The 16,751-nt window shown below is 68.8% G+C and carries 14 protein-coding genes and 1 pseudogene; 4 read left to right on the top strand and 11 right to left on the bottom strand.

The window, feature by feature from the left end; all coding sequences use genetic code 11:
- Positions 1 to 22 precede the first annotated feature (22 nt).
- Positions 23 to 2,101, bottom strand: a complete 2,079-nt coding sequence (pta, locus tag ACSYGN_RS12365; protein ID WP_460394853.1) for a phosphate acetyltransferase — start codon at positions 2,099 to 2,101, stop codon at positions 23 to 25.
- A gap of 310 nt (positions 2,102 to 2,411) precedes the next feature.
- Here pta and ACSYGN_RS12360 point away from each other — a divergent pair, with 310 nt between their 5' ends.
- A complete protein-coding gene (locus ACSYGN_RS12360) occupies positions 2,412 to 3,437 on the top strand; it encodes an ATP-dependent 6-phosphofructokinase (protein WP_460394850.1) in 1,026 nt (341 codons plus the stop codon).
- A 115-nt stretch (positions 3,438 to 3,552) separates the two neighbouring features.
- Here the strand turns inward: ACSYGN_RS12360 and ACSYGN_RS12355 are convergent, their stop codons facing one another.
- The 3 genes from ACSYGN_RS12355 to ACSYGN_RS12345 all read right to left on the bottom strand — a co-directional run bounded on the left by ACSYGN_RS12355 (position 3,553) and on the right by ACSYGN_RS12345 (position 7,536).
- Positions 3,553 to 4,269, bottom strand: a complete 717-nt coding sequence (locus tag ACSYGN_RS12355) for a helix-turn-helix domain-containing protein (protein WP_460394848.1) — start codon at positions 4,267 to 4,269, stop codon at positions 3,553 to 3,555.
- 676 nt (positions 4,270 to 4,945) lie between these two features.
- A complete protein-coding gene (locus tag ACSYGN_RS12350; RefSeq protein WP_460394846.1) occupies positions 4,946 to 5,656 on the bottom strand; it encodes a response regulator in 711 nt (236 codons plus the stop codon).
- Entirely contained in the window at positions 5,653 to 7,536 is a 1,884-nt protein-coding gene (locus ACSYGN_RS12345) for a sensor histidine kinase (RefSeq protein ID WP_460394844.1), read from the bottom strand. Before ACSYGN_RS12345 ends, ACSYGN_RS12350 begins: the two co-directional genes overlap by 4 nt.
- A gap of 235 nt (positions 7,537 to 7,771) precedes the next feature.
- On the opposite strand from ACSYGN_RS12345, the gene ACSYGN_RS12340 reads away from it, so the two are divergent.
- Complete coding sequence (locus tag ACSYGN_RS12340; RefSeq protein WP_460403400.1) at positions 7,772 to 9,202, top strand: cation:dicarboxylate symporter family transporter; 1,431 nt, start codon at positions 7,772 to 7,774, stop codon at positions 9,200 to 9,202.
- Between the two features lie 277 nt (positions 9,203 to 9,479).
- Here ACSYGN_RS12340 and ACSYGN_RS12335 read toward each other — a convergent pair whose 3' ends face one another.
- Complete coding sequence (locus tag ACSYGN_RS12335; protein WP_460394842.1) at positions 9,480 to 10,130, bottom strand: TetR/AcrR family transcriptional regulator; 651 nt, start codon at positions 10,128 to 10,130, stop codon at positions 9,480 to 9,482.
- A gap of 181 nt (positions 10,131 to 10,311) precedes the next feature.
- Between ACSYGN_RS12335 and ACSYGN_RS12330 the strand changes: the two genes are divergently transcribed.
- Together ACSYGN_RS12330 and ACSYGN_RS12325 are read left to right on the top strand one after the other, a co-directional pair.
- A complete protein-coding gene (locus ACSYGN_RS12330) occupies positions 10,312 to 12,009 on the top strand; it encodes an MFS transporter (RefSeq protein ID WP_460394840.1) in 1,698 nt (565 codons plus the stop codon).
- Between the two features lie 105 nt (positions 12,010 to 12,114).
- Positions 12,115 to 12,879 carry a DUF2127 domain-containing protein gene (locus ACSYGN_RS12325; protein WP_460394838.1) on the top strand — a complete coding sequence of 255 codons (765 nt, stop codon included), beginning with the start codon at positions 12,115 to 12,117 and terminating at the stop codon, positions 12,877 to 12,879.
- Positions 12,880 to 12,927: 48 nt separating this feature from the next.
- Here ACSYGN_RS12325 and ACSYGN_RS12320 read toward each other — a convergent pair whose 3' ends face one another.
- The 6 genes and pseudogenes from ACSYGN_RS12320 to ACSYGN_RS12295 form a co-directional block, all read right to left on the bottom strand.
- Positions 12,928 to 13,494 (bottom strand): hypothetical protein, encoded by a 567-nt coding sequence (locus tag ACSYGN_RS12320; protein WP_460394836.1) that lies wholly within the window; start codon positions 13,492 to 13,494, stop codon positions 12,928 to 12,930.
- A gap of 420 nt (positions 13,495 to 13,914) precedes the next feature.
- Positions 13,915 to 14,259 (bottom strand): annotated as a pseudogene (locus ACSYGN_RS12315) (transposase); the annotation flags it as partial.
- Between the two features lie 157 nt (positions 14,260 to 14,416).
- Positions 14,417 to 15,121 (bottom strand): hypothetical protein, encoded by a 705-nt coding sequence (locus ACSYGN_RS12310; RefSeq protein ID WP_460394834.1) that lies wholly within the window; start codon positions 15,119 to 15,121, stop codon positions 14,417 to 14,419.
- Positions 15,122 to 15,133: 12 nt separating this feature from the next.
- Positions 15,134 to 15,532: a hypothetical protein gene (locus ACSYGN_RS12305; RefSeq protein WP_460394832.1), complete on the bottom strand. Its 399-nt coding sequence runs from the start codon at positions 15,530 to 15,532 to the stop codon at positions 15,134 to 15,136.
- A 167-nt stretch (positions 15,533 to 15,699) separates the two neighbouring features.
- Positions 15,700 to 16,110: a type II toxin-antitoxin system VapC family toxin gene (locus ACSYGN_RS12300; protein WP_460394830.1), complete on the bottom strand. Its 411-nt coding sequence runs from the start codon at positions 16,108 to 16,110 to the stop codon at positions 15,700 to 15,702.
- A complete protein-coding gene (locus ACSYGN_RS12295; RefSeq protein WP_460394828.1) occupies positions 16,107 to 16,376 on the bottom strand; it encodes a hypothetical protein in 270 nt (89 codons plus the stop codon). The genes ACSYGN_RS12300 and ACSYGN_RS12295 overlap by 4 nt, the downstream gene beginning before the upstream one ends.
- Positions 16,377 to 16,751 lie beyond the last annotated feature (375 nt).

Genomic DNA, 16,751 nt, shown 5'->3' with positions numbered 1-16,751 from the left:
TGGAAATGCTTTCTGTGCTGCGTCACTTGACGGAGGTCTGGGCCTGGATCGCCGTGATGGCGACGGTGTTGACGATGTCCTGGACGAGTGCGCCGCGGGACAGGTCGTTGACCGGCTTGCGCAGCCCCTGGAGGACCGGGCCGACGGCGATCGCGCCGGCCGACCGCTGCACGGCCTTGTAGGTGTTGTTGCCGGTGTTGAGGTCGGGGAAGATCAGCACGCTGGCCTGCCCGGCGACCTCGGAGCCCGGCAGCTTGGTCTTGGCGACGGTCGGCTCGACGGCCGCGTCGTACTGGATCGGGCCCTCGATCTTCAGATCGGAGCGCCGCTCCCGCACCAGCTCGGTCGCCTCGCGCACCTTGTCGACGTCGGCGCCGCGGCCGGAGGTGCCCGTGGAGTACGACAGCATCGCGATCCGCGGGTCCACACCGAACTGCTCCGCGGTCGCCGCCGACTGCACGGCGATGTCGGCGAGCTGCTGCGCGTTGGGGTCGGGGTTGACCGCGCAGTCGCCGTAGACGAGGACCTTGTCGGCCAGGCACATGAAGAACACCGAGCTGACGATCTTCGAGTCCGGCCGGGTCTTGATGATCTCGAAGGCCGGGCGGATGGTCGCGGCGGTGGAGTGCACCGAGCCGGACACCATGCCGTCGGCGAGCCCCTCCTCGACCATCATCGTGCCGAAGTAGTTCACATCGGACACGATGTCGTACGCCAGCTCCACGGTCACGCCCTTGTGCGCACGCAGTTGCGAGTACTTCAGGGCGAAGGACTCCCGCAGATCGCTGGTGGCCGGGTCGATGAGCTGGCAGTCGCCGAGGTCTATGCCGATGTCGGCGGCGTTCTTGCGGATCTGGTCGACATTGCCGAGCAGGGTGAGATCGCACACACTGCGGCGCAGCAGCACCTCGGCGGCGTGCAGCACCCGGTCCTCGGTGCCCTCCGGCATCACGATCCGGCGCCGGTCGGAGCGGGCCTGCTCCAGCAGCTTGTGCTCGAACATCATCGGCGTCACACGGTCGCTGCTCGGCGCGGAGACCCGGCTGAGCAGATCGGCGGCGTTGACGTACCGCTCGAACAGACCGAGCGCCAGCTCCGCCTTGCGCGGGGTGCCGGCGTTGATCCGGCCCTCCAGGGAGAACAGCTGCTCCGCCGTCGGGAAGGTGTTGCCGGGCACCGATATGACCGGGGTGCCCGGAGCGAGGCGGGTGGCGAGCTTGAGGATGTCCTCGCTCGGGATCTGGCCGAGGGTCAGCAGCACACCGGCGATCGGCGGGGTGCCGGAGCTGTGCGCGGCCATCGCGCCCACCACCAGATCGGCGCGGTCGCCCGGGGTGACCACCATGCAGCTCGGGGTCAGGTAGTTCAGGAACTGCGGCAGCATCGCGCCGCCGAACACGAAGTCGAGGGTGTCCCTGGCCAGGCCCGCCTCGTCGCCGAGCACGATCTTGGCGTTCAGCGCCTGGGCGACCTGCGCGACCGTCGGCGCGGACAGGGCGGGCTCGTCGGGCAGCACGTAGCAGGGCACCGGCAGCCGGGACTCCAGCCGCTCGGCGATCACGTCGCGCTCCTCGCGGTGCACCCGGTTGACCACCATGGCGAGGACGTCGCAGCCCAGGCTGTGATATGCGCGGTAGGCGTTGCGGGTCTCGGAGCGCACCGCTTCGGCGCTCTCGTCGGGCTTGCCGCCGACCACCGGGATCACGGCGGCGCCGAACTCGTTGGCGAGGCGGGCGTTGAGGGCGAGTTCGTCGGGCAGCTGGGTGTCGGAGAAGTCGGTGCCCAGAACGAGAACGACCTCGTACTCCCGCTCGACCTTGTGGAAGCGGTCGATGAGCGTGGAGACGAGTTCGTCGGTGCCCTTCTCGGCCTGGAGGGCGGATGCCTCGTGGTAGTTGAGGCCGTAGACCGTCGCCGGTTCCTGGGTGAGCCGGTAACGGGCCTTGAGCAATTCGAACAATCGGTCGGGACCGTCATGGACAAGTGGCCTGAACACGCCCACCCGATCGATCTGCCTGGTGAGGATCTCCATGACCCCCAGCTCGACCACCTGTCGGCCGTCACCGCGGTCGATCCCGGTCACGTATACGCTGCGCGTCACGCGAGCACTCCGTTTCGTCTCTTCGGTTCGCCCGATCGTTTTGATCGATCAGACGGTGCGGTTCTGACCGTGGGCGTTTCCGCAGGTCACGCCCGCGGTAAGCGGTACCGGGTTCGCCCACAGGAGTGACCCGAACCCCCTTGACAATACCCTTCGGTGTGGATAAGACGCCCGCCCGCATTCGACCCCCAACGCAGGGACCATCGGCCCATGCGGGCAGTGCCAAGGGCGGGCACCGCTGCGTTCAGGGCATGAAACAATCGGACTCGGCTCACCGGTTATCAACAGCGAGCAGGAGAGAAGCAGCACGATGCGTATCGGAGTTCTCACCGCAGGTGGCGACTGCCCCGGCCTCAACGCAGTGATCCGGTCGGTCGTGCACCGCGCGATCGACAACTACGGCGACGAGGTCATCGGCTTCGAGGACGGTTTTGCCGGTCTTCTCGACGGCATCTACCACCCCCTCGACTTGAAGGCGGTCAGCGGCATCCTGGCCCGCGGTGGTACGATTCTCGGTTCTTCGCGTCTCGAGCGCGGCCGGCTCCGTGAGGCGTGCGAGAACGCCACGGACATGGCCCGCGACTTCGGTATCGACGCGCTCATCCCGATCGGCGGCGAGGGCACCCTGACCGCCGCCAAGATGCTGTCCGACGCGGGTCTGCCGGTCGTCGGCGTCCCGAAGACGATCGACAACGACATCTCCGCCACGGACCGCACCTTCGGCTTCGACACCGCGGTCGGTGTCGCCACCGAGGCGATGGACCGTCTGAAGACCACCGCCGAGTCCCACCAGCGTGTGATGGTCGTCGAGGTCATGGGCCGGCACGCGGGCTGGATCGCCCTGGAGTCCGGCATGGCCGCCGGTGCCCACGGCATCTGCCTGCCCGAGCGCCCCTTCGACCCGGCCGACCTCGTCAGGATGGTCGAGGCCCGCTTCGCCCGCGGCAAGAAGTTCGCGGTCGTCTGCGTCGCCGAGGGTGCCCGCCCCATGGAGGGCAGCATGGACTACGGCAAGGGCAAGATCGACCAGTTCGGTCACGAGCGCTTCCAGGGCATCGGTACCGCCCTCGCCTTCGAGCTGGAGCGGCGCCTCGGCAAGGAGGCCCGGCCGGTCATTCTCGGCCACGTCCAGCGCGGCGGCGTTCCGACGGCGTACGACCGTGTCCTCGCCACCCGGTTCGGCTGGCACGCGGTGGAGGCGGCGCACCGCGGCGACTTCGGCCAGATGACCGCGCTGCGCGGCAACGACATCAAGATGGTCCCGCTCATGGACGCGGTGACCGAGCTGAAGACGGTCCCCAAGGACCGCATGGACGAGGCGGAGTCGGTCTTCTAGACCGGGACGGCCCTCCGTACGGCTTCTCGACGGCCGGTGCACCCTCGGGCGCACCGGCCGTTCGCCTTTGCCCGCGTGTTTTCGTGCCCCCGGCGGGCCGTGGGCCTTCGTGCCGTCAGCGGGTCCTGCCGACCGTCTCCCAGAAGTGGTCGACGATGCGGACCAGGAAGTCACGGCCGTGGGCGCCGGTGTCGCCCTGCGGAACGCCCCAGCCCGGCACGGTGACCAGCCGCGCCCGGTAGTCCTCGTACAGGTCGAGGAGGGTGTCCTCCAGCAGCGGCCGCTCCAGCGGTACGACCCTGCCGACCGGCCGTACATACGCCTGCCAGCGCGCGGTCACCGCGCCGCGCAGCAGCCCGGCGAGCTTCGGGTCGCGTCCGGTGACGGTGATGAAGTCGGGCAGCGACAGCTCCAGCAGATCGGCGAGCACGGCGGACTGCCGCTGGGTGCCGCGCCACGCGTTGCTCTCCTCCATCCGCAGATAGACGAGGAGTTCGAGCCCGACGGCGCGGGCGACGTCCTGCGAAGAGAGCCCGTGGGCGACCCGGTGCTCGCGCAGGGTGCGGGGCCTGCCGATGAGTTCACCAGGTGAACACCACAGCACGGCGGCCAGCGCGGACATTTCGGCCCTGCTGGGGGCGGCGGCACGGTGCTCCCAGGCTAGGACGAGATCGGGCGAGACATACGGCAGCCCGTACGAGGCGCGCATGCCGTAGGCGACGTGTTCGGGCCCCATTCCCAGTGCGGTCCGCAGTCGGCGGGCGGCGGTCGGGTCGAAGGGCGGGGGCGGCGGGGCGGTCAGGTGCGGTGGAGCGGGGGGTGGTCGGCGCATGGGTTTCAACGTAGGACCGCCCGGAGTGCGATGACTACGGACTGTTTGGACAGGATCACAGATCGTACGAATATACGGTTTTGGTCGCGCGGAGAGGGTGGGGGGCGCTGGTCGCCGTAGTGGCGGCCGTGCGGTGCACGAGCGCGCGCGAACTGCCAAACGGATGGGCGAACGGCAAGGTGGGCGGGCATATGCGGGGTCGGCCGACGGGTATGGAACGTGGGATTGCTCACCTTTGCGACGGCGGGTAAGCCGTCACGGTATTCGCACGTGTGGGCGGAAAGGGTATGGGTGTACGCGGTGTCCGGGTGTCCGGTGAGGGCTGCCGAAACGTGACGGCAGGGTGGCGCGGACGGCGCGATCCTTACCCTGCCGGGGGTCGGTGCGGGGCGTGTCCCGCGTTGTGGTGTGTCGTGGTGCGTCGTGGTGCGTCGTGGTGCAGGGGATCAAGCGTTACGCGTTCCGGTACGAGACTCCAGGCGATCTTCGCCGAGTTCCACGGTCCACGAGGTGTCCTGCCGGGGCGAGTTGAGCGCCCGGGCATGCCGAGTCACCACCGCCGGCCTGCGGACTCCGGCGACTTGGTGGGCTGCACCACCCGGCGGACACCCGGCGGGACGCCATTTCGGTGGGAGCTGCCGCTCGATGTGGCGCTTCTCACTGCGCCGCAGTGTCGTCACCGCCCCCGTTCGGTCTCCGTGAGCCAGCGGTAGACCAGTTCCGGGCGGCCCACCTGGCCGTAGACCGGGGTGCGGGCGGCGCGGTCGGCCTCGACCAGATGCTCCAGATAGCGGCGGGCCGTGATGCGGGAGATCCCGACCGCCTCGGCGACCCCGGCGGCGGTGAGCCCCGCCGTGGAGTCCCGCAGGGTTCCCGTGACCCGCTCCAGGGTCGGCCCGCTCAGCCCCTTCGGCAGCGCAGCGGGACCGGGTGCCCGGAGCGCGGCCAGCGCCCGGTCCACCTCGTCCTGCCCGCTGGCCTCGCCCGCGGCACCGCGGAACTCCGCGTACCGGACGAGACGGTCGCGCAGGGTCGCGAAGGTGAACGGTTTGAGCACGTACTGGACCACGCCGAGCGACACCCCTTCACGGACCACCGCGAGGTCCCGCGCCGAGGTGACCGCTATCACGTCCACGCGATACCCGGCCGCCCGCAGCGACCTGGCCAGCTGCAGTCCGTGCACATCGGGCAGATGCAGATCGAGGAGCAGCAGGTCGACCGCCTTGCGGTCCAGCATCCGTCGCGCCTCGGTCCCCGTGTGCGCCTTCCCGGCCGCGACGAACCCGGGCACACGGCCGACGTACATCACATGGGCGTCGGCGGCGACGGGATCGTCCTCGACGACGAGCACACGGATGGCCTGCCGGCCGGCGCCGTGGTCTGTCATGCGTCACCTCTCGGTGCTGTTGGGTGGGTGGGCGTGGCCTCGCTCGTGCCCGGCAGCTGACGGGGGGATCTCGCCCCCGCCGCCCCTTCCCGTCCCGTCCCTGGGGGCTGCGCCCCCAGACCCCCCTTCGGCCCTTCGGGCCTCGTCCTCAAACGCCGGACGAGCTGAAAGCCAGCCCCTCCGGCGTTTGAGGAGCGGGGGGACGGGGGCGGAGCCCCCGTGACGGGACGGGAAGGGGCGGCGGGGGCGGCAGAAGCGGTCGGACGCCACGGCAGCCGCGCTTCGAACACCGCTCCGGTCTCCCCGTTCCGCGCCGCCGTCAACGTGCCCTCGTGGCGGGTGACCGCCTGGCGGGCCAGGGCCAGGCCCAGGCCTCGGCCGCCCGGGCCGGACGGCTTGGTCGAGAACCCCCGTTGGAATACCAGCTCGGTGTGGGCCGGGTCGACACCGGCCCCCGTGTCCGCCACCCGCAGCACCAGGTCGGCGCCCTCGGTGCGGGCCGTCACCGTCACCCGGGCCCGTGCGCTGCCCTGGGCCGCGTCCACCGCGTTGTCGATCAGATTGCCGAGGATGGTGACGAGGTCACGGGTGGGCAGAGCGCTCGGGAGCAGGCCGTCGTCCAGGCGGCTGTCGGGGGACACCACCAGCTCCACGCCCCGCTCGTTGGCCTGCGCCGTCTTGCCCAGCAGCAGGGCCGCGAGCACCGGTTCGCCCACCGCGGCGACCACCTGGTCGGTGAGCGCCTGGGCCAGTTCCAGCTCGGCGGTGGCGAAGCCGACGGCCTCGTCGGCGCGGCCCAGCTCGATCAGCGAGACCACGGTGTGCAGCCGGTTCGCCGCCTCGTGCGCCTGGGAGCGCAGCGCCTGGACAAAACCTCGCTCGGAGTCCAACTCGCCCATCAGGGACTGGAGTTCGGTCACATCCCGGAGCGTCACCACCGTGCCGCGCCGCTCGCCGCCGGACACCGGCGAGGTGTTGACCACCAGCACCCGGTCCGCTGTCAGATGCACCTCGTCCACCCGTGGCTCCGACGCCAGCAGCGCCCCGGTCAGCGGTGCGGGCAGCCCGAGGTCCGCCACCGAGCGGCCCACCACCGAACGGTCAGCCCTCGAACGGTCCGTCACATCGCCGGAGACGCCCAGCAGTTCGCGCCCGCCGTCGTTGATCAGCGCGATCCGGTACCGCCCGTCCAGCATCAGCAGCCCCTCGCGCACCGCGTGCAGCGCGGCCTCGTGGTAGTCGTACATCCGGCTCAGCTCGGCGGTGTTCATCCCGTGGGTGTGACGGCGCAGCCGGGCGTTGACGACGTAGGTCCCGATCGCACCCAGCGCGAGCGCGCCCGCTGCCACCCCCACCAGCGCGGTGACCTGGCCCTCCGCCCGCCGGCTGATCGCCTCGACCCGGATCCCGGCGCTGACGAGCCCGACCACCCGCCCGCCGTCCCGCACCGGTGTCACCGCGCGCACCGACGGGCCGAGCGTGCCGGTGTAGGTCTCGGTGAACGGCCTTCCGTCCAGCGCGGGCGTGATGTGTCCCAGGAACGGCTTGCCGATCTGGGTGCGGTCCGGGTGGGTCCAGCGGATGCCCTCCCGGTCCATGATCGTGACGAAGTCGACGCCGGTGTCGGCGGTGACATGCAGCGCGTACGGCTGGAGCCGCGCGGAGGGATCGGCGGTGCGGATCGCCGCCCGCACCGAGGGCGCGTCGGCCACCGCCCGGGCCACCGCCATGGCCTGTCGGCCGGCCGCGTCCTCGGCCTGGCGGCGGTCGCTGACGTAGGTGAACAGCGCGTACCCGGCGACGACGACGGCGATCAGCACCGCCTGCACGGCGAAGAGCTGACCGGCCAGGCTGCGGGGTCGGGGCAGGACGACTCGCATGCCGCCAGTGTGCCCGGCACGTCAAGCGTGACCTACGTGACCCCATGACACGTCCGGCGTGAACTCAATGACGCGAGCTCAATGAGACGTGAACTCAACGAGATGCGAACTCGATGAGACGTGAACTCGATGAGACGTGAACTCAATGAACGGAAAGGTGACCGCCCTCACACCGCACGCGATAGTTCACGGCAACCCCCCGACCACCACCCCGGACGTGAGCCGCACGCCGGTCATGCCGACGAAGACGTCAAGGAGGGCAGCCGTGTCCCGTTCCCCTGCTTCCCCTGCTCCGGCACCTGCCGCGCCCGCCGCCAAGCGGGACCGGACCCACTATCTCTATCTCGCGGTGATCGTCGCCGTGGTCCTCGGCATCGCCGTGGGCCTGATCTCCCCCGACGCCGCCATCGAGCTGAAACCGCTCGGTACCGGCTTCGTCAACCTGATCAAGATGATGATCTCTCCGATCATCTTCTGCACGATCGTGCTGGGCATCGGCTCGGTCCGCAAGGCGGCCAAGGTCGGCGCCGTCGGCGGGATCGCGCTCGGCTACTTCCTGACGATGTCGCTGGTCGCGCTCGGTATCGGCCTGGTCGTAGGCAACATCCTGCACCCCGGCGACGGCCTGCACCTCACCAACGCTCTCCGGGCGACCGGCCACGACCAGGTGTCCAGCGAAGCCCTGCCGCCCGTCGACTTCGTGCTGTCGATCATCCCGGTGACCTTCGTGTCCGCCTTCACCGAGGGACAGGTCCTGCAGACCCTGCTGATCGCACTGCTCACCGGCTTCGCCCTCCAGGCGATGGGCCCGACCGGCCGGCCGGTGCTGCGCGGCATCGAGCACATCCAGCGGCTGGTCTTCCGCATCCTCGCCATGGTGATGTGGGCCGCGCCGATCGGCGCGTTCGGCGCGATCGCCGCCGTCGTCGGCTCGGCCGGCTTGGACGCGCTCAAGAGCCTCGCCGTGCTGATGCTCGGCTTCTACGTGACCTGCGTGCTGTTCGTCTTCGTCGTGCTCGCGGCGCTGCTGCGGGCGTTCACCGGGCTGAACATCTTCTCGCTGTTCAAGTACCTGGGCCGGGAGTTCCTGCTGATCCTGTCCACGTCGTCGTCGGAGTCGGCGCTGCCGCGGCTCATCGCGAAGATGGAGCACCTGGGCGTCAGCCGGGCCGTGGTCGGCATCACCGTGCCGACCGGCTACTCCTTCAACCTCGACGGCACCATGATCTACATGACCATGGCGTCCCTGTACATCGCCGACGCCCTGGGCACCCCGATGTCGGTCGGCGAGCAGATCCCGCTGCTGCTGTTCCTGCTGCTGGCGTCCAAGGGCGCGGCGGGCGTCAGCGGCGCGGGCCTGGCGACGCTGGCCGGCGGCCTCCAGTCGCACAAGCCCGCGCTGGTCGACGGGGTCGGTCTGATCGTCGGCATCGACCGTTTCATGAGCGAGGCCCGCGCCCTGACGAACTTCGCGGGCAACTCGGTGGCGACGGTGCTGATCGGCACCTGGACGCACGAGATCGACAAGGACCGGGTGCGCCGGGTGCTCGCGGGCGAGCTCCCCTTCGACGAGACGACCCTCCTCGACGAGCACGCCACCCCCACCGGCCCGGACCCCGCGGACCGCCCGGAGGGCGACAGCCGGAAGGAACTCACCATCGCCTGACCACCCGCACACCCCGCGCCACGCGCCGGGCGTCCGGCCCCGCCTGAACCGGGTCCGGCCGCCCGGCGGGCACCCGGCGCCAGCCGTCCCGCCCCCGCCGCCCCTTCCCGTTCCCGTCCCTGGGGGCTGTGCCCCCAGACCCCCCTTTGTCGGCCCTGCGGGCCTCGTCCTCAAACGCCGGACGGGCTGAAGTCAGCCCCTCCGGCGTTTGAGGAGCGGGGGTACGGGGGTGGAGCCCCCGTGACGGGACGGGAAGGGGCGGCGGGGGCGAAAACCCTCACCCCGCCCCAGCGCTGAGCTTCCCCACCAGCTCCGCCGCCTGTACCGCCGGCACCCCCGCCGTCGTCAGCAGGGTGACCGCCGCCGAGCGGCCCGCCTCCTCCGGTGCGAGCAGCCCGTCGTTCACCGCCGCCATCAGGGCGAACAGCATCTGCTCGTGGACGAACGCCAGTGCCGGCGGCGGCAGCGGTGAGGTGAACGTGCCCTCGTCCAGGCCGGTCCGGAGGATCTCCGCGCAGGTCTCGCGCACCGGGGCGAGACGTTCGCGGATGCCCTGCACCGAAACGCTGTGCTGGGCCAGCCCCACGAGGATGCGGTAGCGGTCGGCGATCTCCCACACGGCGAGCGCGGAGCGGGCCACCTCCTCCGCGGGGTCGGCCGCCCCTTCCCGCGCCGACTCCCTGGCGGCTTCCCGCCCCGACTCCATGGCAGCCGCGACCGCCGCCACCGCGCCGTCGAGCAGGGTGCTGACCAGCGCCTCCCGGGTGGGGAAGTGGCCGTACACGGTGCGCCGTACGACGCCGGCGGCGCGGGCGATCTGGTCCATGGACGCGTCGGGATCGCGCAGCAGCTCCGCAAGGGCGACGTCGAGTATGCGGCGCCGGTTCGCGTCGGCGCGACTGGTGGGGCCCGTGGTCATGGTGGTCATTGTGCCTGCCCCGCGGAGGGGCGTGTGCTGGCGTGCCGCGCCGCTCCGCATGGGCTTCACCTCCTTCATTTGCACAACGCTGTGCAGTCGACGTACATTGCACATCGTTGTGCAAGTGCACACCGCTGTGCAAGTCGGTGTGCGTCCCGGAGCACGGAAATTTTGAGGAAGGCACCCTGCCATGTCACTCGTCATGACCCGACCGGTCGAAAGGACGGAGGAGCGGCCCTACGCCCGGCGCTGGTGGGCGCTCCTCGTGCTCTGCCTGAGCCTGCTGATCATCGTGATGGCGAACACCGCCCTCACGGTCGCCGCGCCCGCCATGACCCGGGACCTGGGTCTGTCCAGCGCGGACCTCCAGTGGGTGATCGACGGCTACACCGTCCCCTACGCCGCGCTGATGCTGCTGCTCGGCGCGATCGGCGACAAGTACAGCCGCCGCGGCGCGCTCGCCCTCGGTCTCGTCGTCTTCGGCGGCGGCTCGGTGTTCGGGTATCTCGCGGACAGCTCCACGACCGTCATCGCAGCCCGCGCGGTGATGGGCTTCGGGGCCGCACTGATCATGCCCGCCACGCTCTCGCTGCTCGCCTCGACCTTCCCGCGCCGTGAGCGCACCAAGGCGATCACCCTGTGGACCGCCACCGCCGGACTCGCGATCGCCGCGGGCCCGCTGGTCGCCGGCGCGCTGCTGGAGCACCACGGCTGGCAGTCGACGTTCCTGATCAATGTGCCGATCGCCGCCGTCGCCCTGATCGCCGCCTTTGTGCTCGTCCCGCCGTCCCGCGCCGCGCACCACGACCGGATCGACTACATCGGCGGGCTGCTGTCCGTGGTGTGGATCGGCTCCCTCGTCTACATGATCATCGAGGGCCCGCACTTCGGCTGGGGCACCAAGGCCGTCACGGCCGCCGTCGTCGCCGGCGCGGGCCTGGTGCTGTTCGTGCTGTGGGAGCTGCGCCACCCGCGCCCGGTCCTGAACGTACGGCGCTTCACGCACCGCCGGTTCGCCGGGTCCAACCTCGCCGTCGTGATGTTCTTCCTGGCCGTCTTCGGCGCGTTCTACTACCTCACCCAGTACCTCCAGTTCGTCCTGGGCGAGAGCGCCCTCGGCACCGGTCTGCGGATGCTGCCGCTGGCGGGCGCGGTGTTCGTCGGCTCGGCGCTCACCGCCTATCTGACCCCGCGCCTCGGCATGAAGGTGACGGTCACCGCGGGCATGGTCGGCGGCACCACCGCCCTCGCCCTGCTGACCCGGATCGACGCCACCTCGTCCTACGGCGACCTCGTGGCGCCCCTGATCATCCTGGGCATCGCGATCGGGCTGGCCCTCTCGCCCTGCACGGACGCCATCATGGGCGTCTTCCCCGAGGCCGAGTTCGGCGTCGGCGGCGCCGTGAACGACACCTCGCTGGAACTGGGCGGCTCGCTCGGCATCGCGATCCTCGGCTCGCTGCTCTCCACCTCGTACTCGAACCACCTCGCCGACGCCACCGGCGGCAGCCGTCTCCCGGCGGCCACGCTGGCCACCGCGCAGGACTCGGTGGGTGCGGGCTACCAGGTCGCCCAGGGCATCGGCGACAAGGCGCAGCAACTCGCGGCGCAGGCCGCCCGGGCCGCGCAGGCCGGCGACCCGCAGCAGGCCGCAGCCCTGAAGGCGCAGGCCCAGCAGCTCGCCTCCGGGGCACGGCAGATGGCGGACGCGGTGGGCTCCTCCTTCGCCGACGGTGTCGCCCACACCAGCCTGGTCGGCGCGGTGATCCTCGGCATCGGCACCGTCCTCGTGGGCGTGCTGCTGCCCCGCAAGTGGGCCATGCCGAGCGAGGACGACGGCGAGCCCGAGCAGCCGTCGCGGGAACTCGCGGACGCAACGGTGAACTGAAGACACCGCCACGGCGTCTCTCACCGCGACACACCGCCGTGCCGTGCCGGACCCCGGCGCGGCACGGCGGTGCGTGATACCGGCTGTTCAGGGAAGGTGCGGGGGATGGCGATCGACTGGGACCGGCGCACATGCGCACGCAAGGGGCATGTGACCTACGCGCCGGACGACCCCCGGCTGCGGATCCGGCTGCGCGCCGACACCGCGCTCGGCGAGGTCTGGCGCTGTCTGCGCTGCGGCGACTTCGTGCTCGGCGAGCCGCACGGCTCGGGACCGGCCGCCCAGGCGCCCCTGGTGCCGCGCGGCAAGGTGCTGCGGGACCTGTTCATCCTGCGCTTCCTGGCTGTCGAGCGGGCCGTGCGCGGTGTGTTCATCGTGCTGGTCGCGATCGCCGTATGGCGGTTCAGCAACAGCCAGGACGCGGTGCGCCGGCTGTTCGACGAATATCTCGACGTCTTCCGGCCCGTCTTCCGGCACTTCCACTACGACCTCGACCACTCGCCCGTGGTCGGCACCATCCAGCACACGTTCGGCTACAAGCACTCCACGCTGCTCATGGTGGCCGCGCTGCTGATGGCGTACGCGCTGATCGAACTCGTCGAGGCGGTCGGCCTCTGGTACGCCAAACGCTGGGCGGAGTATCTGACGGTCGTCGCCACCGCCGCGTTCCTCCCGCTGGAGATCTACGAACTCACCGAGCACATCAGCTGGCTGAAGATCACCACACTGGTGCTCAACATCCTCGCCGTCCTCTACATCGCCCTCGCCAAGCGCCTCTTCGGCCTGCGCGGCGGCCGCCGCACGTTCGAGGAGGAACGCCGCAGCGCCTCGCTGCTGGAGGTCGAGGTGTCCGCCGGGGTGCTGGTCTGACCCGGACCCGGCCGCTGTTGCCTTGACGTCGTGCGGGCGATCATCGCCTCATTCACCTCGGTAGCCGATGGACTCAAGCCATCTCCGGGAAGCCGACCGCTCCTGTTGAGGTGTCCCCCGCCATTCTGCTTTCCAATTCGCGAGTTCGCGAAGGCCGGTGAGATTGCGGAAGTCATTCACCAGGACAGTGCCGATCGAGGAATCCCCCGTAGTGCCACAGACGATGACGTCCCCGGTCAGTGACAGCATTGCGAACTCCGGTGCACCGAAACCGCCTCCGAGTGCGGCAGCGGACCCCGCGCCCATGATGTCCCAGGACTCGGCCAGCCTGACGCGCGCCCACCACCAGTCTCCGTCGTGAGTCTCGGTGGCTACCAGGAATTCTCGATCGGCAGCGAAAAGACCTCCTTCACGGGAGAGGTCGAACCAACCGTTGTTCGCCATGGTGACGAAATCAGGAGTACCGCTGTCGATGACCGATCGGGACCATTTTCCGGATGCTGTCGGATAACCCGAGGCCCGAGTGGCGAGTGTTGGTGGGATGAGCGGATGTTCCGGGTCCATCATTTCTAGGTAAATCAGTCCGCCCGGAGCAAGGCGCTCAAGGTGGTCCATAATGGCAGCCTTTCTGGGAAAACCTCAGACAAAACCAATAGATGATGAGATGAAGCAGTGCACGGAACCCCTTGAGGGGTTCCGTGCACTGCTCACTTTAGGCTACCTCCACTTGTAAATCTTTGGCGACCCGTAGTTGTGTACGCCTTTACTTGTCAGGGGGAAGTAGGCGATCTCGCCAGTTTTTGGATTCACCATGATCCTTATCTGGTTGCCCGGTTTACCGTTCCAGTAGATCGGTGAATCCTTCCAGGACCCTCAGAATCTCTTCTGCTGCTTGGTGAGGTCTTGTCCCGTGAACTTGTCGACGCTTCCGTCCGGATTTCCCGCGGTGGCATGTTGGGGTTGTTGAGATACTCGGTCACTAAAGGCTGTCCCGTAAATGATCTCTGGCATGCCAGGTGACCTGCACGTTCCTCGTTATCCGGCGATGGTGAGGTTGTGAAGTCGGGCGATGCCGAGCATGGCGTGATGGACGCCGTCGCCTTTCAGCCGGCAGTCGCGAAGGATCTTCCAGTTCTTCATGCGGGCGAAGGCGTGCTCGACGCGGGCACGGACCTTGCGGTGCGAGGTGTTGTGTTCCTCTTTCCAGTCCGGGAGTTCGGTCTGGCCGGGTTCGCGGCGGTGCGGGATGATCAGCCCGGTGCCGCGGTAGCCGCCATCGGCGATGACGGTGGTGTGGCCGACGGCAGCTTTCGCTCCGGACAGTTCCCATGCGTTGCAGTCGTTGCGGTTGCCGGGCAGGGGTCGGCCGACAACCACCAAGCCTGGGCCCAAGCAGGCCTCCAACACACAGCCTGATCACACCAGCCCCGCGAGAACAGCGAAAGTCGAGTTCCACATACCGCACTCAAAATGAGGAAGCCCCGCTCGATGTGGTCGAGCGGGGCTTCCGTGGGGTGGAGCGAGTAGACGAATCGCGTCAGTGCTCCCGGCCCTGACTCTCCGCCACCTCGTTGTCAATCAGGTGTTCCATTGCCGCAACCAGAAATTCGCCGTATCCATAGGAGGCGCCCTGCCTTTCCAGTTCGCCATAAATGTGGGCGGGGACAGGGTGGGCGGAGTTCAGGAGACTGCGAACGGCAATGCGGAGTGCAAGTTCCGGACAGACATTGTCGGCAATTTCATCCCACGCGGCCAGAAACTCGGAGTCCGAAACCCCTTGCTGGACGAGACCGCCGGCCGAGGCCGTCTTGTCGATCCACTGTCTCACCGGAGCAGGAAGCGGATCATGCTGACAGGCCGGAATGACGTCGAGTTCGGATCCAGAATTCTCGGCCAGCCAACCCCGGGCGATGTCCGATACTTGAAGAATCCACTCCCTGCCGTCCCTTCCGAAGAGGCCGGCTGGCCACACCCAAGGGGCGCAGGCGTCCCATAGGGTGCCCAGAGAGTCCGCCGAAAGCTCTGAGCGGAGCATTCTCTGGGCGTCCTCGAGTAGCAGGGACACCTTCTTCGCTCGCAGCTCGCCGAGTTCGCTGATCCAGGTGTGAACCAGACCCTCAGGCGTTTTCGCGTAGTTGCGCCAATCCTGATGAAATTCGCCGGCGAGTCGAGTGATGCCGAAATCGAACTCGGCTACATTGAGAATTTCATCGGTCATGGCTTCAGGTGTCCCGTGCTTCATCTTGGAATCTGACTATTTAGGGATGACGGTGTCGACGATGAACCCCATCGGGTGCCCCTTCATCCGTCGAAGGATCACCGTATACCCGTTTCCGGTTGGAGTGCCGACCAGATTCCCCTCGCTGTCGCGGGTGTACGCCGTTCTCAGGGAACTTCCCTTGGGGCCGTAGTAGCCCGTGTACGGAGGAGACTTCGTGAGTTTGGTCTTGAACCAATTCTGCAGCTGGCTCTTCTGTCCGCCGGCGGTGATCCTCTTGATCACCTCGTCGGCGATCGCCTGCGCGTCGGCCTGGTTGTGGAAGACCGAGTTGATGCCCTTATCGTCCACAAGAGCCCCGAGGTTGTCACCGGGCCTCACATGGTGCCTGAGCGTGTGGGCGAAGTCGGGATACTGAGCCTCGTCCGCCTCCAAGCCATTGCAGTTATGGACCAGCACCGGAGTTGCCCCCGCCAGCACATAGTACGTGTGCTGGAGGTACCCTTTGCACCTGCGTTTTCGCAGGTCAGCGTCGGTCTATGGGTCCGTGGAAGTCCGCTGGTGTCCGCTGTTGGCGGGTCCGGTTGCCGTCGGCGTTGCCGTCAGGGCTGCAGTGTGAGAGCCGGGGTGTGTTTGGGGCGGACGACGCTGAAGTGCCTGCGGTCGAGGGTCGCGACCCGTTCCACGCCGAAGCGTTCGGCCACGGCGATCACCGAGGCGTCGACGCCGCCAAGTGGGAAGTCCGCGTACTGCAGGACGAGCTCCCCCATCCGCTCCAGGTCGGCAGGGGTGAGGTGGACCAGTTCGAAGGTGCCCTTGGCGACCTCGGAGAGGAAGGCGGCTTCCAGCTTGGGCCAGCGTTCCAGCAGCCAGCACACCTCGGTCAGTACGGGGCTGGGGAGCAGGCGGCGGCCGGTCGTGGAGACCAGCAGTGAGGCACACTCCGCGTGGCGACGGTCGCCCGCGTTCAGGGCCGCGGCGAGCGGGCCGGTGTCGAGGACGATCGCGTTCACGCCTCGTCGCCGAACCGCTCGCGCATCCGCTCGCGGATGTAGTCGTCGTGCCGCTCGGCCAGATCCTCCGGCCCGTTGACCGCCCCGATCAGCGCCAGCAGTCCCTCAGGAGCAGCCCGTTCCTCGGTGGGACGCGGGGGGAGGGATTCGGCAGCCTGTGCGAGTTCCTCGTCCTGGGTGACGAGCAGGCGCAGCCGACGTACCTGGTGCGGCGTGAGCCGGTCCACCAGGTAGTGCATGTCCTCGTAGTCGAATGCTGCGGTCACCCAGCCAGTCTAGGGCGACAGCACCCGTCGCGCCCCCATCTCCAGCAGCTTCGCTCTGACCCGGCACACCGGTAGGACGTCAACTGTCCCAGGACGGTCTTGGCCGGACTCGCGACAGGCTGACCTGATCTGCCGAGTGCCGGCGCGTCGGAAGATCCTGCGGTCAACCCGCCGTTCCGGAGCGCTGTTCTGCGCGGCCAGGGGCCGGGTTCGGGGTTAGCGGGGCGGCGCCGTAGCGGCCGGGCCTGCGTCCCGGCCGCGCGCGGGTCCGCGTCAGCGGGCCCGCCTTGAAACCGCATAGAAATTATCGACGCAACCCTCACCCCAGCAGATGTCCTGTCTCGGTTGATGGTTGACACTGCGGCTTCACCTGAT

The sequence above is a fragment of the Streptomyces sp. YIM S03343 genome, from assembly GCF_054729195.1.
Note: the sequence above shows the minus strand (reverse complement) of the source record. Positions and strands in the feature narration are given on the sequence as shown.